We start from the raw sequence: 7,680 nt of genomic DNA, 5'->3' as shown, positions 1-7,680 counted from the left end.
GAACATCCAAATTTGAAAGGCACGAGCTTTCACCTTGGTACTAAAGATGCTCATTCCCTTTATGCAAAATATGGCTTTAAACCATTAGAGAACATTGAAAATAGTATGGCTAGGTCCCTTGATTGGGAAGCTATACATGACGGTTATAAGTTATCCAAATAATCAATTGCTTTATTTAACTAAAGGGCGCAATTCCGCGAGAATTATAGGAATTTTCCGTAAAAAACTCCTTCTCGATAAGGTTTTTTAATTGTAAAATAATGAGATTATTTTACGGGGAAATTTTTACAATGAGGAGAGAGTATGATGATAAGAAAACTAGATAAAAGTGATCACGAGGTTTGTTTTAATTTGTTAAAAACCAAGGCTGCTGAAAACTTATTTATTATTGGTGACATTTAGGCTTATGGATATGAACAAGAATTCCAAAAGCTTTGGGGAGAGTTTAACGAAAGTGGAGAATTAATTGCTGTTTTATTAAAATACGAGGAAAACTATATTCCTTTTGCAGTAGAATCATTTAATGCCGAAGGATTTGCTGAGATTATGTCTAATGACTCTGCTTTTAAGATGATGTCTGGACTAAAAGATATCACTGAAAAAATTGAGCCATACTTGGATAAGCACCTAAAAAGAAAAAGACAATTATATTATGCTAAGTGTACTAGATTAAATATTAATAAAAATAATATTGATTTTTCGAATGTACAACAAGCATTTCCACACGATGCTGAAGCACTTGTTGAATTACTAAACTCAATTCCAGAATTTAGTGATTCAACAATTACAGTAGAGAGAAAACGTCGAGGAATAGAAAATGGAACTTCACGTTCATTTTTTATTATGGAAGAAGGAAAAATGGTATCAACAGCATCAACGACAGCAGAAAATTCCTTATCAGCAATGGTTGTTGGTGTAGCTACGCTAGAAAACTATAAGAAAAAAGGATATGCAACCAACTGCATGCTCAAGCTTTGCAGTGATCTTTTACATGAAGGAAAAGAACTATGTTTGTTCTATGATAATCCAACAGCTGGAGTAATCTATAAAAGAATCGGTTTTGAGGATATTGGATTATGGATGATGTATACATATTGTTAAAGGTTCAAGACTATTCTTATTGGAGCCTTTTCTAATTGTGCTAATAATATAGTTAAGTAAGCATTGGTAACCTCTTCAGTTTTTAATAATATATTAGATCTTCAGCCAATCGGGCGCAATTCTTCAGGAACGAACTTATTTAAACTTGGCTCAGGTATGTGAACAAGGAATTTACCTTGTTCACAAGTCAGGACGTGGTTATGCGGTTTAAGGTTAATAATTATTTGATTAATGTTACTTTACAAGAATATGTGCTATATTTTAGTTGCTACATAGTAATTTAAGAATATAGAGGTGTATAAGAATGAATAAAACAGAATTAGTAAAAGTTGTTTCAACACAAGCTGAATTGACACAAAAGGATACTTCAAAGGCAGTTGATGCGTTATTTGATACGATTTCAAACACACTTGCTGAAGGAGAAAAAATCCAATTAATTGGATTTGGAACGTTTGAAGTACGTGAACGTTCAGCTAGAAAAGGTCGTAATCCACAAACCGGTGAAGAAATAGATATTGCTGCTTCTAAGATTCCTGCTTTTAAGCCAGGTAAGGAATTAAAAGAAGCTGTGAAATAATAATATATCTTAACAGTATAAATAACTCTTATATGAGAAGGAAAGAACTAAGAGTATTTTTTATTTAAAGATGATTGAGTATCTAACCACAGAACTCAAAAATTAATATTAATATTTTTTTCACTAAAGGGCGTATTTCCAGAGTATGGATCTGCGCTTTTTTGCATGAAAGGGCCATTTTATAGAGGAAGAGTCTCAAGAAAAATTGAATACTTATGGTAATGCTAGTGTGATGTTTGTGAAAGTTTTTACTTAAACAATAGGGCAGGTTAGTGCAATAAGATAAGGAGAAACTTTAACCTTACTAATTCGTAATTAAATTTAAGCAATTATTAAAACGGGGGGAGGTATTATGTCTGAAAAAGAAAGAGAAAGATTGAAAGCAACAGAACAACGAAAAAATCCTCGAGGTGCTTTAAACAATTCGTGGGCTCAAGCCCATACTGGAGTACCAAGCAGTGGTTGTTTAGTTAATTTATTTTCTGTCCTAATTATAATTGGATTTGTTCTCTTAGTAAGAGCGTGCTCAATCTAATCATTGAAGTAACTTGTGCGATAGGGAAAATTTGTGCTGTCAATACTGAAAGCTTTCTTATTGTGCCAACGGAACAGAATACATTATTTATGAGAATTAAATGGCTGAAAGCAAAGAAATTAATTTATCAAAATTTTTACCTATAACATTCGATTTAAATGTGAGTTCTCCCTTCTCGAATAAAAAATGCTAGTAAATATATCCGTCAATATTGGATGATATTCTCTCTAATTTTGAAAAATCACATAAACAGCTAAAGAAGGAGATTTGGTAGCATAATATCCACTATTCATTAAAGTAAGAGAGAACCTATTAGCCGTGTATTTAGAAGATGCCGGGCTTTTTCAGTTTCTGAAAGTAGCACGGCATCTTTTAGTTTACTTAATAGTTATTTTCACAGAACTGTAGTTAGAAGCATTACTAAACGGGTTGTAGTTTTTTTCAATATTGCCCGCCGCGTCTACAGCAAACCAATTGATAACAGTCGTTTTATCAATTTTCAATGATTCAGCAGATTCACGTGTTCCGGAAAGGCGTATATGAGCTGATTCAAATGTTGGACGGCTTCCATCAAGAGTATAGTAGATGGTAGCTGCTTCGCTGGTTTCAAACGATACTTCTACAGGGCCAGAGAATTTGCCGTTTCCAGGAACTGCTTTTGTTGATGGAGGCTGCTTATCCTTTGATTGGTTGTAGGCAACCTTGATTAGACTAATCAGTCCATTCGCAAATTCCATTGCTTCCTCGTGTCCTTCTTGATACGAAGGCTGGAATCCTACGGCTCGCCACCTGTTTGCTACAGAATCCCACAGATCTGCTCCAACTTCAAAGTTCCATGCATAAATACCCTTTTCATACCACAAATAATCAGCAGAGTTCCCAGCCGCGGAGTATAACACATCTGGAATTGGACCTGTACGGCTTGGCAAGATTACTGTTCCGCGGTGGTCCTGAATATCATTCAAGATTTCGTTGGATGCTGCCCAGTAGAATGCCTCCTGACCTGCAGTTGGTCGAGGCAATGTAACCCGATTTGGATCATAGGAGCCAGGGGACCACATGAAGTAACCGCCGTAGCTGTGAATATTCATTGCGAATTTAATATTTGGATTTTGGTCTGCCAGCCAGATAAGATTTCTTGCTTCAGGCTCTGAGTTTTCATACGGGCCTGAATATGTTCCGCTCAAGCAATTTGTATTGGAAGCACCAACAAAACCATCAAATACAGACCCTACAGAGTGGTTTCGGTTTAGGTCAACTCCCCAACTGTTGCGATTTGCTAGATCTGACTGAGTAGGTCCACAGTGGTTCGTCATATTTTTCCTTTGCATATTAAAATCATAGAAACTATAGTTCGCTCCATCAGGGTTTACTGAAGGTATCAGGAAAATGTCCAGGTTGTTCACTAGTTGTTTTGTTTCCCCGTCATGGGCATAATTCCTTAATAATCGCTCGGCTGTTTCAATTGTAACGAGCGGAGTAACCCATTCACGGGCATGCTCCTGCGCATAGCCTAGTACACCCGGCTTGGAACCGTCACGGTGCTTACCGATACGGATGGCTTTCACTGATTGCGGTTCACGGGAAATGTAATCTGGAGCATTTAAGTTGTCAGTTAACTTTGCTGAATTTGGATCAACTGTACCAGTACCTGCATTGCCGCGGTAAGTAGTGGCCGTAATAAGCGAATTTGCCTCAGTATTTAGGGCTGTAACAACCTGGCTTGCAGTACTTGTTACTTTTCCAGTATCATCTGTTGCCAATTCTACAATAATATTATTGTCATCAACTTTTACTGTTAAAGGATGGTTTGCTTCACTAGGGTTTTTAAATTCTACTAAAATATCGTTTCCGCCTTCATGTCCCCATGCTTTTGAGGAAACAACTACAGCTTTAGTCGTGGTAGACCCAATAGTTGCTTGGGAAAGACGGCGGTAGCCATTTGTTTGATATGGCATTTCAATAATTTCAACTAAATCCGGAAATTCTTTTGCAAGCTGCTCTGCTCTTTCATACAGATCATGTGGGTCCATATAATGGTCAACAAATCCTTTTACATAATGTTTTTTCGGACTGCCTTTTTTATCTTCACCAAGCCACTCTGTTACAGAACTTGTAGCTGAACCGCCAAGATTACTAGTTATGGTAACGCTTTCAGGAACAACTGTCACAGGAACCTCAAACCAATGATACATATATTCCCCATAGTCAGTAAATCGATTCAAGGTGGCTGTTTTTTCCACCCCATTTTCAATCCACTTGCCGGTAAGAGCTGTGCTTGCACTCACCCCGGCGCTTGTTTTTGCTTCTACATAAAGGAAGGTGGCAGACTGATTTGTATAATGGTCGGCTCGTAATACTTTAATAGAATCTTCAGCAGAAGCGATATTGAATTGCTGCTGTGCTGCTGCATTTCTTTCCGCAGTTCTTTGGTTCCACTGATCTTCTGTGATAAGTGTTTCCTTTACTTTAATTCCATACATTTTTAATTGTTCGATTTCTGAAGGAGTAACAACTACATCAACCTCCAACTCTTCCCCATGCTGATGGACCCTGTGAGTCAGGTCTATACCCAATTCAACCAGCTTATCAAGAGCCATTTTATTTGGAACCTCAAGCTGGACGATGGAAAGTGGCTCATTCGAAAGTATTGGTTCACCTTCAAGCTGTTGGGCACCTGTTACAAGGGGAGCGCCAAATCCGGGGTACAGGGTCGTAAAACTCAATGCACTGATTGCCGTTGCCAAGACGAGTCCATGCATAACTTTCTTTCTTTTCTTCAATCTACACACCTCCTATGTATTTCCACTATTGTGGACATGTTTATTATAGATTAAATATTAAGTATATTCTGTCAGTAATTGGTGTCAATAATTATATTTTTTTAATAGAATTTGTTGATTTCACTGCTAATTACTTAACAAATATTCAATAAAAGTTTGTGAATCATTGTACTAAAACAAACGGGGGCTTTAGTTAAAATAACAATCTTCAACTCGGGCGCGATTGTAGAATAACATTGGTATAACATGATCAAAATTTTATATACTACTCCATCTAGGTCAGTTGAAAAAGAATCCATTTTGATCAATCTTTTTTTAGTGAATTTTCAAATTTACCATAAAAAACAGGTTTGTAAGATGTTCTCGAACAAACTTTATTTCAAATCAACATAAGTTAGTAATTAGATAAAAATTAACAAGGAATGTCCCATATGAAAGGGACATTCCTTGTTTTAATTAGAAAATAACTTACATTTTTAAATCAAAAACCTTGTTTAAAATACTGGTTTCTAAGTCACGACCGAGTTGTTTAAGTCCCGACTGAGTTGTCGTTAGACACAAGTATTGTTGTTTAAAAAAAATGTCGTTTACTACAGTAACTCTAAAAGCCGACTACCACAACAATCCAAATATTACCTATTAAACAAAAGTTATATACTAATTGTAATAATTGTAATAAAACAAACTGACTGCATTATAAAAAAGTCTTTTACCGTGTTTATGAATTTTATCTACTCATTGGTAAACTATAACTGTTGCCACCTGCACAAAAAACAAAAAGGATAGCCACAGCAATCACTCTTTAACTAAAGCGCACGATTGTGGAAGAACAAGATAATGATTATGATCGCTGCCTTAAGCTTGTTTAACTAAAGCTACCCGCTAGTTAAAATACACCAAATAGTAGGCTGCCAATAATAACAAAGTTATTATTAAAAGTCTGAACAATCATGTTGTATTGGCTAGTATCAGCGTTCCCGTCTTCTTTACTGATTAGCCAAGAATCCCCTAATTAACTTCCCATACGAATACTTGAAAAAATCAGAACTACCCCTGCTTTTGCTATGAAAAATTTTTATGTGACAATCGGTTTTCCCCCTTAATCAATCGCTTAACTATTTATTTTATCTTTATTACGCTTTAAGTAATATTAAGTTTCAATTCCCTTATTGACCTTTATCGCTATATCTTTTAATATCCATTTAGCAGCGGAAAACACATTATTGGCAATATAGTCGTTCCTCAAGAAGCACGGAGAGGATTTTTTTTAAAATGGAACCGTGCTATCATTAAGGTTTGTTAGGAAGGTAAGGCTTTTCTCCTTATCCGCATTCCTTTTATATAGTTTAAAGAAAGTAGGAGTTGGTAGGATGTTTTTCTCGGGGAAGTTGCTGCAGTTGCCCATAAAAATTTTAACGGTGGCACTGCTGATTATACTCACGGTTTATTTAATCCGCAAATCTATCAATCTTTTCTTTGATAAAACGAAAATCTTGGATGGAAAGCGGGAAGAGACATTTAAGCAATTCGCTAACCAGATGACAAAGGTATTGGGACTGGTGTTCTTCCTTGTTTATGTGCTTAGCCATTTCTTCGACCTGACAAAGATTTTCACTGGTTCGGTTGTTTTAGCGGGTGCCTTCGCATTGATCTTCCAGCATATCATCCGGGATTATATTATGGGGCTGACCTACTTGTTTGAGCGCCAGATCCAACACGGGGATTATGTCATTATCAATGGAAATCGTCAGGGAAAAATCGAGGAAATCAGCATACGCCACCTGAAGATCCGCCAGTATGACGGATACCTTTATTCGATCTCTTATAGTAGCATCACGGAACTTCAGAACGGGAACCGGAAAATGCGAAGGGTGAACGAAAGCCTCGTCCTCAATTATAGGCAAAATCCGGACGATGCCTTCAAGGTGATGGAGGAAGTGGAACAAACATGCAACGAGAAATACAGTGAATACCTGCTGAAGGATGAGAACGGCGTTCCCGTGGAGAGTTTCAAATTCAACCAAATCACTGAACTGAACGTGGATTTCAGGGGGCACCGGTATTCAATATCAGGTCTAGTGAAGGAAGCGGATTTCGCGGAAGCAAGCAAAAAAGTGAGGTATGAACTGGCGATGGCTGCCTACAAGAATGACTTGATGATGGCAGAGAGCGGGGAATTGGAAGCCATGAAGGCTGGTCCTTTTCAACCCGGAAATATACGAACCTTTAAAGAAAATAAGAGGCAAATACTGTTGGAAAAGCAATTGGCTGTTGAAGATTTATAGTTTATGAATCCCTTTCTTCAAAAAAGCAGATTGCTATTTAAGCAGTCTGCTATATCCTCCTTAGATAAACCTTTAAAGTTACTTTAAGTACATTCCTTCACAATCTGTTTTGCCTAAAAGGGACTGGAAGCAAGTAAGAGGGAATTCTTGCTGTACCCCTTCGACTAAAAATACTGAAAGGCTGGTGTATTTCCCTTGAAAATTTTAGAAACAGATCGACTTACCCTTCGCTTACAAACAACCGACGATGCGGCATTTATCCTTGAGCTTATGAACGACCCCTCTTGGTTGAGGTTCATTGGTGATCGAGGTTTGAGAACAACAGAAGACTCAGCTGCCTATATATTGAATGGACCAATTCGTATGTATGAGGAATACGGTTTCTGTCTTTTTTTGGTG

General features: G+C 37.1%; 5 protein-coding genes and 1 pseudogene. 5 read left to right on the top strand and 1 reads right to left on the bottom strand.

The window, feature by feature from the left end; genetic code table 11:
* Nucleotides 1-306 precede the first annotated feature (306 nt).
* The 3 genes and pseudogenes from V7149_RS10830 (at nucleotide 307) to V7149_RS10820 (ending at nucleotide 2,213) form a co-directional block, all read left to right on the top strand.
* Nucleotides 307-1,101: pseudogene (locus tag V7149_RS10830) on the top strand (GNAT family N-acetyltransferase).
* Nucleotides 1,102-1,405: 304 nt separating this feature from the next.
* Nucleotides 1,406-1,678 carry an HU family DNA-binding protein gene (locus V7149_RS10825; protein WP_335345639.1) on the top strand — a complete coding sequence of 91 codons (273 nt, stop codon included), beginning with the start codon at nucleotides 1,406-1,408 and terminating at the stop codon, nucleotides 1,676-1,678.
* A gap of 352 nt (nucleotides 1,679-2,030) precedes the next feature.
* Nucleotides 2,031-2,213 carry a hypothetical protein gene (locus tag V7149_RS10820; protein ID WP_335345638.1) on the top strand — a complete coding sequence of 61 codons (183 nt, stop codon included), beginning with the start codon at nucleotides 2,031-2,033 and terminating at the stop codon, nucleotides 2,211-2,213.
* A gap of 377 nt (nucleotides 2,214-2,590) precedes the next feature.
* Here V7149_RS10820 and V7149_RS10815 read toward each other — a convergent pair whose 3' ends face one another.
* On the bottom strand, nucleotides 2,591-4,996 hold the full coding sequence (locus V7149_RS10815) for a M14 family metallopeptidase (protein WP_335345637.1): 2,406 nt from the start codon (nucleotides 4,994-4,996) through the stop codon (nucleotides 2,591-2,593).
* 1,370 nt (nucleotides 4,997-6,366) lie between these two features.
* Here V7149_RS10815 and V7149_RS10810 point away from each other — a divergent pair.
* The gene (locus V7149_RS10810) at nucleotides 6,367-7,281 is read left to right on the top strand and encodes a mechanosensitive ion channel family protein (RefSeq protein WP_335345636.1); all 915 of its coding nucleotides are present in this window, start codon (nucleotides 6,367-6,369) and stop codon (nucleotides 7,279-7,281) included.
* A gap of 195 nt (nucleotides 7,282-7,476) precedes the next feature.
* Nucleotides 7,477-7,680: GNAT family N-acetyltransferase (locus V7149_RS10805; protein WP_438824108.1), on the top strand; the 204-nt coding region annotated here is incomplete at its 3' end.

Origin of the sequence: Bacillus sp. JJ1503, assembly GCF_036965125.1 — a bacterium.
GTDB lineage: Bacteria > Bacillota > Bacilli > Bacillales > Cytobacillaceae > Cytobacillus.
This window is presented reverse-complemented; position numbering and strand designations above follow the sequence as displayed.

What these genes read in the sequence shown, in the direction of transcription:
- V7149_RS10825 (WP_335345639.1), top strand. Translation starts at nt 1,406, where the DNA reads ATGAATAAAACAGAATTAGTAAAAGTTGTTTCAACACAAGCTGAATTG.
- V7149_RS10820 (WP_335345638.1), top strand. Translation starts at nt 2,031, where the DNA reads ATGTCTGAAAAAGAAAGAGAAAGATTGAAAGCAACAGAACAACGAAAA.
- V7149_RS10810 (WP_335345636.1), top strand. Translation starts at nt 6,367, where the DNA reads ATGTTTTTCTCGGGGAAGTTGCTGCAGTTGCCCATAAAAATTTTAACG.